At 63.5% G+C, this 17,368-nt stretch carries 16 protein-coding genes; all 16 read left to right on the forward strand.

The features are described from left to right. The first annotated feature begins 43 nt into the window (after positions 1–43). A complete protein-coding gene (gene rfbF, locus ACL9RJ_RS27510; RefSeq protein WP_017124453.1) occupies positions 44–817 on the forward strand; it encodes a glucose-1-phosphate cytidylyltransferase in 774 nt (257 codons plus the stop codon). Then, positions 799–1,881 carry a CDP-glucose 4,6-dehydratase gene (rfbG, locus tag ACL9RJ_RS27515; protein ID WP_017124452.1) on the forward strand — a complete coding sequence of 361 codons (1,083 nt, stop codon included), beginning with the start codon at positions 799–801 and terminating at the stop codon, positions 1,879–1,881. Before rfbF ends, rfbG begins: the two co-directional genes overlap by 19 nt. Continuing rightward, positions 1,878–2,438: a dTDP-4-dehydrorhamnose 3,5-epimerase family protein gene (locus tag ACL9RJ_RS27520; RefSeq protein WP_017124451.1), complete on the forward strand. Its 561-nt coding sequence runs from the start codon at positions 1,878–1,880 to the stop codon at positions 2,436–2,438. The genes rfbG and ACL9RJ_RS27520 overlap by 4 nt, the downstream gene beginning before the upstream one ends. Then, positions 2,435–3,661, forward strand: coding sequence for a methyltransferase domain-containing protein (locus ACL9RJ_RS27525; RefSeq protein ID WP_017124450.1), 1,227 nt, complete (start codon positions 2,435–2,437; stop codon positions 3,659–3,661). Before ACL9RJ_RS27520 ends, ACL9RJ_RS27525 begins: the two co-directional genes overlap by 4 nt. After that, positions 3,613–4,524 (forward strand): NAD-dependent epimerase/dehydratase family protein, encoded by a 912-nt coding sequence (locus tag ACL9RJ_RS27530; RefSeq protein WP_083875273.1) that lies wholly within the window; start codon positions 3,613–3,615, stop codon positions 4,522–4,524. Before ACL9RJ_RS27525 ends, ACL9RJ_RS27530 begins: the two co-directional genes overlap by 49 nt. Further along, positions 4,514–5,584 carry a class I SAM-dependent methyltransferase gene (locus tag ACL9RJ_RS27535; protein ID WP_017124448.1) on the forward strand — a complete coding sequence of 357 codons (1,071 nt, stop codon included), beginning with the start codon at positions 4,514–4,516 and terminating at the stop codon, positions 5,582–5,584. The genes ACL9RJ_RS27530 and ACL9RJ_RS27535 overlap by 11 nt, the downstream gene beginning before the upstream one ends. 20 nt (positions 5,585–5,604) lie before the next feature. Beyond that, entirely contained in the window at positions 5,605–6,339 is a 735-nt protein-coding gene (locus tag ACL9RJ_RS27540) for a cephalosporin hydroxylase family protein (RefSeq protein WP_017124447.1), read from the forward strand. 54 nt (positions 6,340–6,393) lie between these two features. Continuing rightward, positions 6,394–9,336: a TIGR00180 family glycosyltransferase gene (locus ACL9RJ_RS27545; RefSeq protein ID WP_017124446.1), complete on the forward strand. Its 2,943-nt coding sequence runs from the start codon at positions 6,394–6,396 to the stop codon at positions 9,334–9,336. A gap of 116 nt (positions 9,337–9,452) precedes the next feature. Further along, on the forward strand, positions 9,453–10,622 hold the full coding sequence (pseC, locus tag ACL9RJ_RS27550) for a UDP-4-amino-4,6-dideoxy-N-acetyl-beta-L-altrosamine transaminase (protein ID WP_422765855.1): 1,170 nt from the start codon (positions 9,453–9,455) through the stop codon (positions 10,620–10,622). 33 nt (positions 10,623–10,655) lie between these two features. Then, positions 10,656–11,276 carry a pseudaminic acid biosynthesis-associated methylase gene (locus ACL9RJ_RS27555; RefSeq protein ID WP_422765856.1) on the forward strand — a complete coding sequence of 207 codons (621 nt, stop codon included), beginning with the start codon at positions 10,656–10,658 and terminating at the stop codon, positions 11,274–11,276. After that, a complete protein-coding gene (pseF, locus tag ACL9RJ_RS27560; RefSeq protein ID WP_017124442.1) occupies positions 11,273–11,983 on the forward strand; it encodes a pseudaminic acid cytidylyltransferase in 711 nt (236 codons plus the stop codon). Before ACL9RJ_RS27555 ends, pseF begins: the two co-directional genes overlap by 4 nt. Further along, positions 11,980–13,485 (forward strand): UDP-2,4-diacetamido-2,4,6-trideoxy-beta-L-altropyranose hydrolase, encoded by a 1,506-nt coding sequence (pseG, locus tag ACL9RJ_RS27565; protein WP_042934629.1) that lies wholly within the window; start codon positions 11,980–11,982, stop codon positions 13,483–13,485. Before pseF ends, pseG begins: the two co-directional genes overlap by 4 nt. Further along, positions 13,478–14,530 (forward strand): pseudaminic acid synthase, encoded by a 1,053-nt coding sequence (pseI, locus tag ACL9RJ_RS27570; protein WP_103032649.1) that lies wholly within the window; start codon positions 13,478–13,480, stop codon positions 14,528–14,530. The genes pseG and pseI overlap by 8 nt, the downstream gene beginning before the upstream one ends. Before the next feature lie 230 nt (positions 14,531–14,760). Further along, positions 14,761–15,687: a ketoacyl-ACP synthase III gene (locus ACL9RJ_RS27575; RefSeq protein ID WP_017124438.1), complete on the forward strand. Its 927-nt coding sequence runs from the start codon at positions 14,761–14,763 to the stop codon at positions 15,685–15,687. Between the two features lie 80 nt (positions 15,688–15,767). Further along, entirely contained in the window at positions 15,768–17,060 is a 1,293-nt protein-coding gene (locus tag ACL9RJ_RS27580; RefSeq protein ID WP_017124437.1) for a motility associated factor glycosyltransferase family protein, read from the forward strand. Next, positions 17,057–17,329, forward strand: coding sequence for a hypothetical protein (locus ACL9RJ_RS27585; RefSeq protein ID WP_017124436.1), 273 nt, complete (start codon positions 17,057–17,059; stop codon positions 17,327–17,329). Before ACL9RJ_RS27580 ends, ACL9RJ_RS27585 begins: the two co-directional genes overlap by 4 nt. Positions 17,330–17,368 lie beyond the last annotated feature (39 nt).

Raw genomic sequence — 17,368 nt, forward strand, 5'->3', positions numbered from 1 at the left:
GGCCCGAGCAGCTCCTGTGATGATGAAGAAGAAGGGGACGTTGATGAAGGCAGTAATTCTGGCGGGTGGCCTGGGCACGCGGATCAGCGAGGAATCGCACCTCAAGCCCAAGCCTATGATCGAGATCGGCGGCAAGCCAATTCTCTGGCACATCATGAAGCAGTACTCGGCCCACGGTATCCACGACTTCGTGATCTGCCTGGGCTACAAGGGCTACGCCATCAAGGACTTCTTCGCCAACTACTTCCTGCACACCTCCGACGTCACCTTCGACATGTCCAACAACCGCATGGACGTCCACCAGAATTACAGCGAACCGTGGCGCGTCACCCTGATCGACACCGGTGAGGAAACCATGACCGGTGGCCGCCTGCGTCGCGCCGGCCGTTACCTGGAAAACGAAGAGGCCTTCTGCTTCACCTACGGCGACGGCGTTTCGGACCTGAATATCGGTGCGCTGGTGGACTTCCACCGTGGCAGCGGCAAGCTGGCCACGGTCACCGCCGTGCAACCGCCGGGGCGTTACGGTGCGCTGGAGCGCGATGGCGACATGGTCCGCGGCTTCATCGAAAAACCCCGTGGCGACGGTGGCTGGATCAACGGCGGGTTTTTTGTCCTGTCGCCCAAGGTCTTGTCATTGATCAGCGACGATACCACGGTCTGGGAAGCCGAGCCGCTGATGGGGCTGGCTGCCCAGGGGCAGTTGAATGCCTTCCAGCATGATGGCTTCTGGCATCCGATGGACACCCTGCGCGACAAGAATCACCTGGAGCAGTTGTGGCAGAGCGGGGAGGCCCCATGGAAGCAGTGGGACTGAGCCCGGCTTTCTGGCGTGGCAAGCGGGTCCTGCTGACCGGCCATACCGGCTTCAAGGGCAGTTGGCTGGCGCTCTGGCTACAAAGCCTGGGCGCCGAGGTCAGTGGCTTTGCCCTGGCCCCGGCCACCGAGCCGAACCTGTTCGAACTGGCGCGGGTCGGCGAAGGCATCAAGGACCGGCGCGGCGACCTGCGTGACCTCGGTGCGTTGCTGGAACTGATCGCCGAGACCGAGCCGGAAATCGTCCTGCACCTGGCCGCGCAGCCACTGGTGCGTGAGGCGTATCGCGATCCCCTCGGTACCTATTCGAGCAACGTCATGGGCACCCTCAACCTGCTCGAGGCGATCCGCCAGGTGGGTGGCGTGCGTGCCTGCGTGCTGGTGACCACCGACAAGGTCTACGCCAATCAGGAATGGGCATGGCCCTATCGGGAAAACGAAGCCCTTGGTGGCCACGATCCCTATAGCAGCAGCAAAGCCTGTTGCGAGTTGCTGGCACAGTCCTACGTGGCTTCCTTCTTTCCCGCCGGGCGCTACGACGTGCATGGCCTGGCGCTGGCGACAGCGCGGGCGGGCAATGTCCTGGGCGGCGGCGATTTTTCACCGGAGCGATTGATTCCGGATGTGCTCCGCGCCTGGTCGGCGGATGAGCCGGTGACCTTGCGTTATCCACAGGCCGTGCGCCCCTGGCAGCATGCGCTGGAGCCGCTGGCCGGCTACCTGTTACTGGCGGCCGCGCTTTATGAGCGCGGGCCGGAATCGGCCGGGGCCTGGAACTTCGGGCCAGGTGAAGACGATATGTGCAGTGTCGGCGACGTGGTCGGGCGGCTTGCCGGGCGCTGGCCGCAGGCCCCGGGCCTGCGGGTCGAGCCGAGCGAGCTGCACGAAGCAGGGCTGTTGCGCCTGGACAGCAGCCGCGCGCGGCAACTGCTTGGCTGGCAACCGCGCTGGTCGTTGCAGCAATGCCTGGAACATACCCTGGACTGGCACCTGGCGTGGAAGAACGGCGCGGACATGCGGGCCTTCACCCTGGCGCAGTTGGATCTCTATCGGGGGGCGTTGTGAGCGAATTGCTGATTCACCCCTTGCCCCTCGAGGGTCTGTTCAGTGTGCAGCACAAACGGCACGCCGATCAGCGCGGGCAGTTTTCCCGGTTGTTTTGCGAAGGCAGCCTGAGTGCCTTTGGCCAGGTTTTTCATGTCCGCCAGATCAACCATTCCTGCACCCGTGAGCGCGGTAGCGTGCGCGGCCTGCATTATCAGAATGCCCAGGCTCCGGAAGCCAAGCTGATCACCTGCCTGCGGGGCGAGGTCTGGGATGTCGCGGTGGACCTGCGTCCGGATTCGCCGACCTTCCTGCAGTGGCACGCCGAGCACCTGCGCGCCGGAGACGGTCGCAGCCTGCTGTTGCCCGCCGGTTTCGCCCACGGCTTCCAGACCCTGAGCGACGACGCCGAGCTGCTGTACCTGCACAGCGCCGACTATGCGCCGGACGCCGAGGGTGGCCTGTCGGTGCTCGACCCGCGCCTGGCGATTGCCTGGCCCGAGGCTGTCAAAAATCTGTCGGCCAGGGATGCGGGTCATCCGCTGCTCGACACGTCTTTCCCTGGAGTACGTCTATGAACTGCCGAGGTTGCGGCACCCCGTTGGTCTTGCCGTTGATCGATCTCGGCACTTCGCCGCCGTCCAATGCTTACCTGCGGGCTGACCAGTTGGAGCAGGCGGAGCCCTGGGTCCCGTTGAAAGTCGCGGTGTGCCAGAGCTGCTGGCTGGTGCAGACCGAGGACTACACCCGCGCCGATACGCTGTTCGATGCCGAGTACGCCTACTTCAGTTCGTTTTCCAGCACCTGGCTGGCCCACGCCGAGCGTTATGTGGCCGAGATGGTCGAGCGCTTCGGGTTGAGCGCCGACAGCCGCGTGGTGGAGGTGGCCGCCAACGATGGCTACCTGCTGCAATATGTGGCCGGGCGCGGCATCCCCTGTCTGGGTGTCGAGCCGACCCGCAGCACCGCCCAGGCGGCGCGGGACAAGGGCCTGGAGATCCGTGAACTGTTCTTCGGCCGCGACACCGCGTTGCAGTTGTGCGAAGAGGGTTGGTCGGCCGACCTGATGACGGCCAACAATGTGCTGGCCCATGTGCCGGACATCAACGATTTCCTCCAGGGTTTCGCCACCCTGCTCAAGCCTGCGGGCGTGGCGACCTTCGAGTTTCCGCACCTGCTCGCCCTGATGGCCGGGCATCAGTTCGATACCCTGTATCACGAGCACTACTCCTATCTGTCACTGACCGCGGTGCAGGCCCTGTGCGCACGCAACGGCCTGGAAGTCTTCGACGTCAGCGGCCTGCCGACCCATGGCGGTTCGTTGCGAGTCTTCGTGCAGCGCGCCGATGGTTCGCAGCGTGCGGTGCAGCCGGTGGTCGGGCAGGTTCTGGCGGCCGAACTGGCCACCGGCGTGAAGACCGCGGCGTTCTACGCCACCCTGGCACCGGCCGCCGAACACATCAAGCATGGCCTGCTGCGGTTTCTCCTGCAGGCCAAGGCCGAAGGCAAGCGCGTGGTGGGTTATGGCGCGGCGGCCAAGGGCAATACCCTGCTCAACTACGCCGGGGTCAGGGCTGACCTGCTGGCCTGGGTGGCCGATGCCAACCCGCACAAGCAGGGTAAATTCCTCCCGGGCAGCCGCATTCCGGTGGTCTCGCCCGAGCGCATCGAGGCCGAGAAGCCGGACTACGTGCTGGTGTTGCCGTGGAACCTGCTGCAGGAAGTCAGCCAGCAACAGGCGGTCGTACGTGAATGGGGCGGGCGTTTCGTGGTTGCCGTGCCCGAGTTGACGGTCCTGTGAGCGGCCTCAGGGTGCTGGTGACGGGAGCGACCGGTTTTGTCGGTCGGCATCTGGTCACGGCCTTGCTGGCGCGTGGCCATTCCGTTCGCGCCGTGGCCCGTCATCCCGAAGCCGCCCGGAGCCTGCCATGGGCCGATGCGGTGGAACTGGTTGCCGCCGACGTGCACGCCGGGGACCTGGACGTGGCTGCGCTGACCGACGGCATCGATGTCCTGGCTCATCTGGCCTGGCCCGGGCTGCCGAACTACCAGGCGCTGTTTCACTTCGAACACAACCTGTTCGCCGATTACCGCTTTATCAAGCAGGCGGTCGAGGCCGGTATCCCCCAGGTGCTGGTGACTGGCACCTGTTTCGAGTATGGCCTGCAGAGCGGGCCGCTGAGTGAGGCGGTGGCGGCACAGCCGAGCAATCCCTATGGTCTGGCCAAGAACAGCCTGCGCCTGTTTCTGGAGGCGCTGCGCCAGCAGGTGCCGTTCAACCTGCAATGGGCGCGGTTGTTCTACCTGTACGGCGAGGGGCAGAACCCCAGCAGCTTGCTGGCCAGCCTGGACCGTGCCATCGAGGCCGGCGACAGCCACTTCAACATGTCGGCGGGCGAGCAGCTACGCGATTACCTGCCGATCGAAGTGGCTGCCGGTCATCTCGCGCGGCTTCTGGAACAACGGGACTTTTCCGGTGTGGTCAACTGCGCCAGCGGCCGGCCGATAGCGGTCAGGACCCTGGTTGAGCAGCGTCTGCGCGAGCGCGGGGCATCGATCACGCTGAACCTGGGTCACTACGGTTACGCCAGCCACGAACCGATGGCGTTCTGGGGCGTGGCCGAGCGGTTGCAACAGTTACTGGGAGGCGAACATGGCGCATGAGTTGTACCGGGCGAGCGATCTGCCGGTCCTGCAGAACCGTACCTTTGCCGATGCGGCTTCGGCCAGGGCCTCGGCCAGCGCCGATATCGTGCTGGTGCAGGACGAGGTCAGCGGGTTGATCTTCAACCAGGCCTTCGATGCCGACAAACTGAGCTACGACAGCGATTACCAGAACGAACAGGCACATTCCGGCCAGTTCCAGCAGCACCTGAACGATGTGGAGGGCATCATTGCCCGCCATTTCAAGGGGCAGAGCCTGATCGAGGTGGGTTGTGGCAAGGGCTATTTCCTCGAACTGTTGCGCGGCCTGGGCTATGCAATCACGGGCATCGACCCGGCGTACGAAGGCAGTAACCCCGAGGTGATCAAGGCACCGTTCACCCGTGGCCTGGGGCTGGCGGCCGATGCCCTGGTGCTGCGCCATGTGCTGGAACATATCGCCGACCCGGTGGCCTTCCTGGCCGCCATGGCCGAGGCCAACCAGGGCGGGCAGATCTATATCGAGGTGCCATGCTTCGACTGGATCGTCGAGCACAGTGCCTGGTTCGATCTCTTCTATGAGCATGTCAATTACTTCCGCCTCGACGACCTGCGCCGCCTGTTCGGCACCGTGCACGAGGCCGGCCATCTGTTTGGCGGGCAGTACCTGTATATCGTCGCCGACCTCGGCAGCCTGCGCCTGACACCGAGCGAACCGGTGGTGCGCCAGCACTTGCCGGAGCACTTCACCGCCAGCCTGGACAAGGCCATCCGCATTATCCGCGAGGCACCCGAGCAGGGTTCCTGCATCTGGGGGGCGTCGTCCAAGGGCGTGATCTATTCGTTGTTCCTGCAACGGGCGGGCGTGGCTGTCGACCAGGTGGTGGATATCAACCCGGCCAAGCAGGGGCGTTACCTGCCACTCAGCGGTGTCCGTGTGTCGTCACCGCAGGAAGCCCTGGACGCCTTGCCCATCGGGGCCAACCTGTTTGTGATGAATTCCAATTACCTCGAAGAAATAAAGCGCATGACCGGTGGACGTTATGTCTACCACGCCGTCGACAGCGCCTCCTTTCAATGAACTTTTGCCGAGACCGAACAATGACCAAGACCGTAATGCAAGCCTTCGAAGCCGAATGCCAGGCTGAAATCGCCGCCCAGGGCCAGGACGAAAAACTCCAGGGCCTGGCCCGCGAGTTCTTCAATGAATCGGCCAAGCACAAGTACAGCTACCACTTTTCCTGGATGGGCCGGCCGATCATCCAGTTGCCCCAGGACATGATGGCGATGCAGGAGATCATCTGGCAGGTCAAGCCAGACCTGGTCATCGAGTGCGGTATTGCCCATGGCGGCTCGATCATCTACTACGCCTCGCTGCTGGAGCTGCAAGGCCATGGCGAGGTGCTGGGTATCGACCGCGACATTCGCCCGCACAACCGCGAAGCCATCGAAAGCCACCCGATGAGCAAGCGCATCAGCATGATCGAAGGTTCGAGCATCGAGCTGTCGACCGTCGAGCAGGTTCGCGCTGCCGCCGAGGGCAAGAAGGTGATCCTGGTCCTGGACTCCAACCATACCCACGATCACGTGCTGGAAGAGCTGCGCCTGTACGCGCCGCTAGTCTCGGTCGGCAGCTACTGCGTTGTGATGGACACCGTGGTCGAGGACATGCCGCCGGAGTTCTTCCCGGATCGTCCATGGGGGCCGGGTGACAACCCGAAGACCGCAGTCTGGGCCTACCTGGAAGAGAACCGTGATTTCGAGATCGACAAGCAACTGGAAAACAAGTTGCTGGTCACCGTTGCACCGGACGGCTACCTGCGTCGGGTTCGCTGAGTAACAACATCATCCTGGGTTCATGGGTCGATTCGGCAGTTTTGGGGAAAGTTTATGCAAGGCAAGTACGTATCTGAGCAGGCACGGCAGCAGGGGGACCTGCAGTTCCTCGGCGATTTGTTGACGGTCGTGCTGGTCACCCATAACCGGCCGGCCTTCCTGCGCCGTGCGGTGAAGTTCTACGGCGCGCTGCCTTGCAAACTGCTGGTGCTGGATTCGTCCCCGGTGGCCAATGCCGGGGTTGCCCACGGCTACGACTCGGTCGAGTACCTGCATGTACCGCAGTACGACTACTGGAAGCTGCAGAACAAGTTCGCCCATGGCGTGATGAGCGTGCAGACGCCCTACATGGTGTTTGCCGCCGACGACGACTTCATCGTCCATGACGCGCTGGCCGAATCGGTGGCCTTTCTCGAGGCCAACCTGGACTACGGCATGTGCCATGGCTATTGCATGATGTACCTGGCCATGGCCGGCAGCGTCGGCTACTACCGTCGCGACAAGAAGGTCTGCGAGGACTACGCCTCCGAGCGGGCCCAGGATCGGGTGGTGGAGTACATGCGCCAGTATCTGCCTCCATTCTATGCCGTGCACCGTACCGCGCTGATGCGCGACTGGCACTCGGCGCTGCCGGAAGGCACCAGTTTCCAGTGGCAGGAAATCGGTCACGTGTACTACATGCTGGCACGGGCCAAGGCACGGATCCTGCCGATCCCCTATGTGGTCCGCGAGGTCAACTACGGCGATTCGGAGCACAGCACCGAGGTCTACCACTCCTTGAGCTACACCGATGCCAAGTCGGTCGCCGAGCGCGAGGCCTTTGCCGATTTCCTGGCAACGCTGCCCACCGCCATCGAGGGCCTCGATACGGCACAGACCAAGGCCTTCGCCCTGGAAAGCTTCGAGGCAATGGTCGACAGCCTGCGCAGCGGGCGGGCACTGACCGTGGAACTGCTCTTCGATTCGACGTGGAACAGCATCAAGGAGGGCCCGCAACGCCGGTTCGGACCCAAGCAGTACATGGAGATGCCTTACTACAACCAGGCCTTCTTCGATCAGTTGACCTGGTTCGAATTCCTGATCCATGCGATGCCGGCCGGCCGTGTCCAGTTGCAAGGGCTGGAAGGCGTGTGGACCCGTCAGCGGGCGCTGATGCGTGCGCACAACAACGACACCCCGGAAAGCGTGGTGGATCGCCTGTGGCTGGCCCAGGACATCAACCTGTTCAACCGTCCGCTGGTCAAGCGCCTGGCCGCGCAACTGCAACTGCTGGGCGAGGAGGACGAGGCGCGGGATATGTCCGCCTGGGCCGAGCGGCTGGATGCGCTGTGCACCGAGGATAATGTGTCGACCTTCGAGGCAATGCCGTCGGGGCGCCTGCTGAACTGGCTGCAAGCCCGCGAGCCGGTTGCCGGCGAACTGGAGGCGATCGCCGGGTATCGGCGCGAGCAGGGCAGCGGCCCGGTCTTCGGTCTGTTGGTACTGGATCTGGAGGATGAGGTCGGTCAGTTGCAGGTGACGCTCGACAGCCTGCTGGAAGGGCATGGCATGGCCTTCCGGATCGTGGTTTTCACCACGGGCGAACCGCAGGCGGCGACCACGCTGCAGAATACCCTGCACTTTGTCCGGGTCACGCCGGGCAATCTGGTCGACAAGCTGAACCAGACGATTGCCCAACTGCCTTGCGACTGGCTGTTGCTGGCCGAGGCCGGGGACGAATTCACGCCGGCGGGCCTGTTGCGGGCCGGCCTGGAATTGCGCAACGCCGGCGAGTGTCGCGCGGTGGCGACCGATGAAATCCAGCGCGATGCCAACGGCGCGCTGATCGAGGTGTTCCGGCCGGACTTCAACCTCGATCTGTTGCAGAGCGTACCGGCGCTGATGGCCCGGCACTGGCTGGTGCGGCGCGAGGTCGTGCTGGGCGTCGGCGGCTACAAGGCCGACTTCAGCAAGGCACTGGAGTTCGATCTGCTGCTGCGCCTGATAGAGGAGGGGGGCATGGCCGGGCTGGCTCACCTGGACGAGCCACTGCTGATCACCAGTGTGCCTTCGCACGAGGAGAACGCCCACGAACGCCTGGCGCTGATGCGTCACCTGGGGACTCGGGGCTACAAGGCAATGGTCAGTTCGCCGCAGCCGGGCAGCTACTTTGTCGATTATCGCCATACCGAGCGTCCGCGGGTGTCGATCATCCTTCATGGCCAGGCGAGCTTCGGCGAGCTGGAGCGCTGCCTCAAGGCCGTTCTGCAACGAACCCGCTACCTGAACTTCGAAGTACTGCTGGCCGATCAGGCGAACGACTCCGAGGCACTTGCCAACTGGCTCCGCGAGCAGCCGCAGGCCGGCAAGGTGAGCGTGTTGCAATCCGACTGGTCGAGCCGTTCGGCGTTTTGCAACGCGGCAGCGCGTCAGGCCACCGGCGAGTATCTGTTGCTGCTTGCGGCGGACAGCGAGGTGGTCAATCCCAACTGGATCGAGTCCCTGCTCAACCAGGCACTGCGACCGGAAATCGGCGCGGTCGGGGCCAAGCTCTACAGCCGCGATACCAAGGTGTCCCAGGCCGGTCTGGTGCTCGGCCTGAATGGCGGTGTCGGTTCGCCTTTCATCGGCGAGAAGAAGGATGCCAAGGGCTATATGCAGCGCCTGATGGTGGAGCAGAACTATTCGGCGGTGTCGGCGGTATGCCTGATGGTGCGCAAGGCGCTGTTCGAAGCGGTCGGGGGGCTGGACGAGAGTGATTTCGCCGAGGCCTTCGCCGATGTCGACCTGTGCCTCAAGCTCGGCCAGTCCGGCCACCTGGTGTCGTGGACGCCGCAGGTACAGGTCCTGCACCCCGGTCTCCTGCCCGAGGCGCCGGCGGCCCTGGCGGCCTTGCGCGAGAAATGGTCGGCGACGTTCCAGGCCGATCCTGCCTACAACGCCAACCTGGCCTTGACTGGCAAAGGCTTCACCCTCGGCATGGCCAAGGGTGTGGATTGGTCGCAGTTGCTGGTTTAAAAAAGGACCTACGGCATGTTCAACGGCAAATCGATTTTCATCTCCGGTGGCACCGGCTCGTTCGGGCGTAATTTCATTCACTGGACGCCGGATCGGTCCCCGCTGGAGCTGTTGCCATGACGCCGTACCAGATTCCTTATGGTTGCCAGAGTATCGAACAGGCAGATATCGACGCGGTGGTCGAGGTGCTCAAGTCGCCCTGGCTGACCCAGGGGCCGACCATCCCACGGTTCGAGGCGGCACTGGCGGAACATTGCCAGGCCGACTTCGCGGTGGCGGTGTGCAATGCCACGGCGGCCCTGCACATTGCCTGCCTGGCAGCGGGCCTGGGGCCAGGTGACCGCTTGTGGACCAGCCCGAACACCTTTGTCGCCTCGGCCAACTGCGGTCGCTACTGTGGCGCCGAGGTGGACTTTGTCGATATCGACCCTTCGACCCTGAACCTCGATGCCCGCTTGTTGGCGCACAAGCTGGAAGCCGCGGCAGTGGCCGGTCGCTTGCCCAAGGTGGTGGTGGCCGTGGCCTTTGCCGGCCAGAGCTGCGATATGCGCGCCATCGCCGGGTTGGCCGAGCAATATGGCTTCATCCTGATCGAGGACGCCTCCCATGCGGTAGGCGCCTCCTACCTCGGTCGGCCGGTGGGCTGCGGCGCCCATGCGGCGATGACCATCTTCAGTTTTCATCCGGTGAAGATCATCACCTCGGCCGAAGGCGGCATGGTCCTGACCAACAGCGCCGAACTGGCCGAACGCCTGCGTCGCCTGCGCAGTCATGGTATTACCGGCGATCCGGCGCAGATGAAGGTGCCCGAGCACGGTCTCTGGTACTACCAGCAACTGGAGCTGGGTTTCAATTACCGGATGACCGACCTGCACGCGGCATTGGGCCTTTCGCAAACGGCGCGGCTCGACAGCTTTGTCGCCCGACGGCGGGAGCTGGCGGCCCGTTACAACCGCTTGCTGGCCGATCTGCCCTTGATCCTGCCAGCCGCGCAGGCGGGTGCCGAGTCTGCCTGGCACCTGTACGTGGTGCGTTTGCAACTGGATCGGGTCAAGGTCACCCAGCGCGATGTCTTCGAGACACTGCGGGCGGCGGGGATCGGTGTGAACCTGCATTACATTCCCGTGCACCTGCAGCCGTATTACCGTGAGCAGGGATTCAAGGACGGCGACTTTCCCGAAGCCGAGCGTTATTTCAGCGAAGCGATCAGTTTGCCGTTGTTCCCGCTGCTCACTGAAGAACAGCAAGACTATGTGGTCGAACAGTTACGCAAGCTTGTCGGTTAAACACGATCAATGCTCCGAGGATAAGAGTCAGATATGCGTGAGTTCAGCGAACAGGAAGTCTTCTGGCGTGGCGAGTTCGGCGATGAATACGTGGGCCGCAACCAGGGGCCGGCGCTGATCGCCGCCAACCTGGCATTGTTTGCCAAGGCCCTGGCGCGAACCACCGGGCTCGGCAGCCTGCTGGAACTGGGTACCAATACCGGGAACAACCTGCAGGCCCTGCACCGGCTCCTGCCTGGTTGTGCCCTGCAGGGCGTCGAGATCAACGCCAGGGCTTGCAAGCAGGCGCGCAGCCTGGGTATCGCCGAGATCTGGCAGGGCTCGCTGTTCGACTACCCACGCGAGCGCCGTTTCGACCTGACCCTGAGCAAGGGCGTGCTGATTCACCTGGCGCCCGAGTTGCTGGCGGCCGCCTATGAGCAACTGTACGCACTGAGCGGACGCTATATCCTGATTGCCGAGTACTACAATCCGGTACCCGTCGAGGTGCCTTATCGCGGCAACAACGGCAAGTTGTTCAAGCGTGACTTCGCCGGGGAAATGCTCGATCGCTATCGGGACCTGCAGTTGCTGGACTATGGTTTCGGTTATCACCGCGATCCGCAGTTCCCGATTGACGATGTGAACTGGTTCCTCCTGGAAAAACGCCCTTGAGTGCGATTGCGATCATTCCGGCGCGGGGTGGCAGCAAACGCATCCCGCGCAAGAATCTCAAGCTGTTCCACGGCGAGCCTATGATCGCGCGTTCGATTCGGCTCGCCTTGGCGTGCGGCCTGTTCGATCGGGTCATGGTCAGTACCGACGATCCGGAAATCGCCGCCCTGGCCCGTGAGCACGGAGCCTTGGTGCCTTTCGTGCGGCCGGCGGCCCTGGCCGACGATTTCACCGGCACGGCGGCGGTGATCGTGCATGCCATCGAGACGCTGGAACAACAGGGCGAGACCTTCGACTACGCCTGTTGCCTCTATGCCACGGCACCGCTCCTGCAAACCCGTTTCCTGCGCGAGGGCCTGGCGCTGCTGGAGCGGCATGGGGAAAAATCCTTTGCGTTTTCTGTTTGTGAGTTCGGCTTTCCGATCCAGCGGGCCCTGACCCTGACCGACGAAGGGGCGCTGACCGCGCTTTACCCCGAGCATCGGCAGACCCGCTCCCAGGATCTGCCGCCGGCCTTTCAGGATGCCGGGCAATTCTACTGGGGGCGCAGTGCCGCCTGGTTGCGCGGCGATGTGCTGTTTTCCGAGAAGAGCCTGCCGGTGCGTTTGCCGCGCCATCTGGTCCAGGATATCGATACCCCCGAGGACTGGCGTCGGGCGGAATACCTGTATGCGGCCCTGAAGGCGGCCGGAGAGCTGGAATCGTGAGAGTGCTGGTGCGTGCCGACGCCTCGGCGGCCATCGGCAGCGGACATGTCGCGCGTTGTCTGACCCTGGCCCGGGTGCTGCGCGACATGGGCGCCGAAGTGCTGTTCGCCTGTCGGGAGTTGCCCGGCAACGCCTTTGCCCGCCTGGCGCAGGAGGGGTTTGCCGCGCTGGTGCTGCCGCCCCTGTATTGCGGGGAGAATCCGACCCTGGGTATCGAAGCGCTGTTGCCCTGGCAGGCCGATATCGCTGCCCTGGAAGCCTGCCTGGCAGGCGATCGCGGTTTTGACTGGATCGTGGTCGACCATTACGGACTCGATCATCACTGGCAGACAGCCGCTCGCCGATGGGGCCGGCAGATCGCGGCCATCGATGACCTGAACAACCGCCAGCATGCGGTGGATATCCTTTTCGACCAGAACTTCACCGCCAGCGATCGCGATTTTTCCCGGCGCGCCTTGCAGCCCTGTCGCCAGTTGCTGGGGCCGCGCTATGCGCTGATCCGTGATGACTTCCAGCGTGCGCCGGTGCCGATCAGAAGCCAGGCGCAGCGGGTGCTGGTGAATTTCGGTGGGCTCGACGGCGCCGGCGAAACCTGGAAGGCCATGTGTGCACTGGCGGACTTCGATGATCTGCAGGTGGACTTTGTCGCCGGTACCGCCAATCCGAAGTTGGCGCAGTTGCAGGCCATGGCGGCGGATCGTCCGTTATGGCGGGTGCAGACATTCGTTGAAGATTTCGCCGCACTGATGGCCCAGGCCGATCTGTTTATCGGCGCCGGCGGCGGCACCAGCTGGGAGCGCGCCGCCCTGGGATTGCCGACCCTGTGCATCGCCGTCGCGGAAAACCAGCAGGCCAACGCCGAGCGCCTGGCCGCGGCTGGCATGCATATCTATCTCGGCACCAGCCAGACGATAAGTGTCGACGGTCTGAAACAGGCGGTGGGTTTTGTGCTGGGCAATATCGGCTTGCGGCAGAGCCTGGCCGAACGCTCGCGGCGCCTGGTCGATGGCCTGGGCGCGCGGCGATTCGCCGTGGCGCTGGCCGGTTCAGCCCTGAAGCTGCGGCAAGTGACGCTGGAGGATGCGCGCCTGTTGTTTGAGGGGCGCAACCAGCCGTCGGTGCGCAGCGCTTCCTTGAACTCCGCGCCGATCGACTGGGAGGAGCACCGGGTCTGGCTGGCGGCGAAGCTGCGCGACCCCGGATGCCTGCTGCTGGTCGCCGAAGCGCAAGAGGGGCCGGTGGGCGTGCTGCGCTACGACCTCGCGGTCAACCGCGCCGAGGTCTCGCTGTACTTGCTTGACGGCCGGGCGGGCCTGGGCTGGGGCAGGGCGCTGCTGGCCCGTGGCGAAGAGGTTGTGTGCGGGCACTGGCCGCAAGTGACGGTGATTGAGGCGCAGGTACTGCCGGATAATCCGGCTTCGATCGAATTGTTTCGTCATGGCGGCTATGTCCAGTCGGCCAGCCGTTTCGAGCGTGTAGTGAAGGATCAGGTTCATGACTAGTTTCAAGATCGGCCAGCGAACGATTGGCCCGGATGCGCCGCCGTTCATCATTGCCGAGATGAGCGGCAACCATAACCAGTCGCTGGACGTCGCCCTGCGGATCGTCGAGGCGGCGGCCAGGGCCGGTGCCCATGCGCTGAAGCTGCAGACCTACACCGCCGATACCATGACCCTGGACCTGGCGGAGGGCGAGTTCTTTATCCAGGACCCTGGCAGCCTGTGGGCCGGGTCCTCGCTCTATGACCTCTACGAGAAGGCCCATACGCCCTGGGAATGGCATGCGCCGATCTTCGCCCGGGCGAAGGAGCTGGGCATGCTGGCCTTCTCGACGCCGTTCGATGAAAGCGCCGTGGACTTCCTGGAAAGTCTCGACGTGCCGGCCTACAAGATCGCCAGTTTCGAAAACACCGACCTGCCCTTGATTCGCCGGGTGGCCGCGACGGGCAAGCCGCTGATCATTTCCACCGGCATGGCCAGTGTCGCCGAGCTGGATGAAACGGTGCGCGCCGCCCGCGAGGCCGGTTGCCGGGACCTGGTGCTGCTCAAGTGCACCAGTACCTATCCGGCGTCGCCGCTCAACAGCCACATCCGGACGATCCCCCACCTGCATGAGCTGTTCGGCTGTCAGGTCGGGCTCTCCGACCATTCCATGGGCGTGGGGGTTTCGGTGGCGGCGGTGGCCCTGGGGGCGACGGTGGTGGAAAAACATTTCACCCTGGATCGTGCCGCCGGTGGCGTGGACGCCAGTTTCTCCCTGGAACCGGCGGAACTGGCCAGCCTGGTGGTGGAAACCGAACGGGCCTGGCAGGCGCTTGGACAGGTGCGCTACGGCGCCACCGAGGCGGAGCAGAAATCCCTGGTCTACCGCCGCTCGCTCTATGTCGTGCAGGACCTGCTCGAGGGTGAATGTTTTACCGCGCAAAACGTGCGGGCCATCCGCCCCGGGCTGGGGCTGGCACCGAAACATGTCGATGGCGTGCTCGGGCGCAAGGCCCGCATGTCCCTGAAACGCGGCACACCGCTGGATTGGTCGCTGATCGAATAACCCCTCGCGCACGCATTCGGGCAAAATAAGCGTGACCTGTGAGTCATAACGCGCATCTTCACTGTATTGTATTTGCCGGGGATGCGGGCGCCTGAGCCTTTTCGGTCGGTGATTGCCCCTCGATTGCGCCGTTTCTGCTCCATTTTGGAGTGACGGCAAATCCCTGTTGATCGGCGCCCCTCGATTCCTGCGAGCGGTGATATTCAGCTGTTTATTATTGGGAAGCCATAATGATTGGCATAAAAAGCATTGCCAGTTACGTGCCGACAGCCGGCGTGGATAACTACGCTCAGGGTGCCAAATTCGCCAAGGATGAAGAATTCATCCTGGGCAAGATCGGTTCAGCCTTCCTGCCGCGCAAAGACGCCGGGCAGGAAACCTCGGACCTGTGTGTCGAAGCCGTGAACGCCTTGTTCGCCAACAACCCCGAACTCAAGCGCGAGAGCATCGATGCGCTGATCGTCGTCACCCAGAACGGTGACGAGGAAGGCCTGCCGCACACCGCGGCCATTGTCCAGGACAAGCTCGGCCTGCCGACCACCGTGGCGGCGTTCGATATTTCCCTGGGCTGTTCCGGTTATGTCTATGGCATCTATGCCATGAAAGGTTTCATGGAAGCCGCTGGCCTGAAGAACGGCCTGCTGGTGACCGCCGACCCGTATTCGAAGATCGTCGATCCGGAAGATCGCAACACCACCATGCTGTTCGGTGATGCCGCGACCGCGACCTGGATGGGCGAAGACGCACCCTGGCAGTTGGGCAAGGCCAAGTTCGGTACCGACGGTGCCGGTGCGCCGCACCTGAAGGTCAGCGACGGCGTGTTCTTCATGAACGGGCGCCAGGTGTTCAATTTCGCCCTGCTGAAGGTCCCGGCGCATTTGCACGAGCTGCTCGATGATTCCGGCCTGCAGCCGGCCGATATCGATGCGTTCTGCATCCACCAGGGCAGTGCGGCGATTGTCGATGCCGTGGCGCGTCGTTTCGAGGGCGAGCCGGAGAAGTTCATCAAGGACATGGTCGAGACCGGTAATACTGTGTCTTCGAGCATTCCGCTGCTGCTGGAGAAGCATGTCCTCGATTCCACCTGGAAGCGCGTCGCCCTCAGTGGTTTCGGTGTCGGCCTGTCGTGGGGCTCGGCGATTATTCATCGACCTTGATCCGACAAGGTCGCAAAGTAGCGCTCCGGGTAGGTTAACCTTGAGCGCTATTTTTTTGCGCGGATATTGAGCGAGGCGACATGAGCGAGAGCTTTGAGCTGAATGCACGGATCATCGAGGCGCGCTGGCCGGGGTTGCTGCCCCGGCTGTTGGCCGAAGATGGCGATAGCCTGGCACTGGAGCTGGTCGAAGGGCAGGGCTCGACCCTGAGTGTCGGCGGCGTGCAACTGACCAGCCGTCACGACCGGGTGGCCGAAGCGCGCCTGCAGGCTTCCAGCCTGCCGCCCGGCAGCGCGCAAGTGCATGTCTATGGCACCGGGCTCGGAGATTTGCAGCAGGTGCTACTGGAGGCACCGGGCTTGCAGCGCCTCGCTGTGCATATTCTCAATGGCGCGCTGTTCAAGCAGGTGCTCGGTTTGCTGGAGCAGGACCAATGGCTCGCCGATCCGCGGGTCGAGTTGAGTTATGCCGCCGATCACCCGGAAATCCTCTTTCCGTTCTTTGCGCTGCCGGCCGAGCTGGTCCTGGCCGACGATTTCAACGCCCGGATGCGCGATCGGCTGGTCGGCGAGGTGCATCTGAGCTTCAACAATCGTGAGTTCGACCCGCAATCGCCGGAGATCCTCCAGCGTCTGCGCGACAGTCGCGAGATCTTTGCCGCTGATCGCGATGTCGCGCAGTTGTTTGCGACACGGCCGAGGCAGCACATCTACGTGATCGGTACGGGGCCGAGCCTGGAGCAGCAGTTCGACAAGCTGCGGGCCATCCGTGGGCAGGCGCGGCGACCGCTGTTCATCAGCGTCGATACCGCCTATCGCCCCTTGTGCGAGCAAGGTATCCGGCCGGACTTGGTGGTGAGCGTCGACCAGCGCATCAGCTTCCGGCATCTGCCGCCCGAGGCGTCCGCCGATATTCCGCTGGTCTATATGCCGATGAGCGATCCTCAGGTGCTGGAAGCCTGGAAGGGGCCGCGTTATGGGGCTTATTCCCTCAGCCCTGTCTATGAGACGGTTCGCCAGCAGGTCGGGCGGGGCGTGCTGTATGTCGGTGGTAGTGTCCTGCACCCGGCCGTGGACCTGGCGGTGAAGATGGGGGCGGGGAGCGTGACGCTGTTTGGCGCCGACTTCGCCTTTCCGATGAACAAGACCCACGCTGGCTGGAAGGACGGCGAACTCGGTCCGGGTGTCAACGAAGCCCGTTACTGGGTACAGGACGGCAATGGCCAGCGGGTCAGGACGCAGTTGAATTTCCGCCGTTACCTTTGCGAGCTGGAGCGTTATATCGCCAGGCATCCGCAGGTGCGTTTCCTCAACAGCAGTCGTGCGGGCGCGCGGATCATCGGTACCGCTTTCGACCAGGAGTTCGTCCAATGAAGTCCTTCGAATACAGCCTCAAGGAGGCCTGGCGCTGTTCGGCGCTGTTCCGCTTCGGGCGCGATGTCGAGGCGGCGCTGGTGATGGTCGAGCTGTTCGATGGCGTCCAGGCGCTGTTGTCCGAGGCATCGTCCGTGCATCAGCAGGCATGGACACGGCTATTGTTGCTGATGCTCGGTTGTCAGGAACGTCAGGACTGGTTGGGGTTGGCGGATACCCTGCAGTACGAAATGATTGAGCTGCTGGAGGCGGTTCAGGCCGATCGTTGAGGCATTGTTGGCAAATTCTCGTTTCAGGGCAGTTCTCTG

The organism is Pseudomonas sp. Mn2068 (assembly GCF_049319725.1).
GTDB classification, from domain to species: Bacteria; Pseudomonadota; Gammaproteobacteria; order Pseudomonadales; family Pseudomonadaceae; genus Aquipseudomonas; species Aquipseudomonas gingeri.